At 68.3% G+C, this 265-nt stretch carries 1 protein-coding gene; it reads left to right on the plus strand.

The features are described 5' to 3' along the window. Positions 1-265 (plus strand): cation:dicarboxylate symporter family transporter (locus R0J87_RS21210; RefSeq protein ID WP_498888757.1); only part of this gene is annotated, 265 nt, incomplete at both ends.

Raw genomic sequence — 265 nt, forward strand, 5'->3', positions numbered from 1 at the left:
GGTGCGGGCGTTGATCCGCAGCTGGCCGCGCAGCTGCTGCAGGCCAATGCCGAACGCAGCCGCGAGATCGTTGCCGGCGCCTCGCACCAGCCGCAGGGCATGGACATGCTGATGTCGATCGTGCCCAGCAACGTCATCGCCGCCGCGTCGAGCAACGGCGCGATCCTGTCGCTGATGTTCTTCGCGGTGATGTTCGGCGTCGGCATGGTGCTGACCGAGGACGCGAAGGTCGCGACCCTGCGCCGCGGCATCGAGGGCATCTTCG

Origin of the sequence: Halomonas sp. SIMBA_159 (assembly GCF_046536035.1) — a bacterium.
Classification (GTDB): Bacteria; Pseudomonadota; Gammaproteobacteria; order Pseudomonadales; family Halomonadaceae; genus Vreelandella; species Vreelandella venusta_A.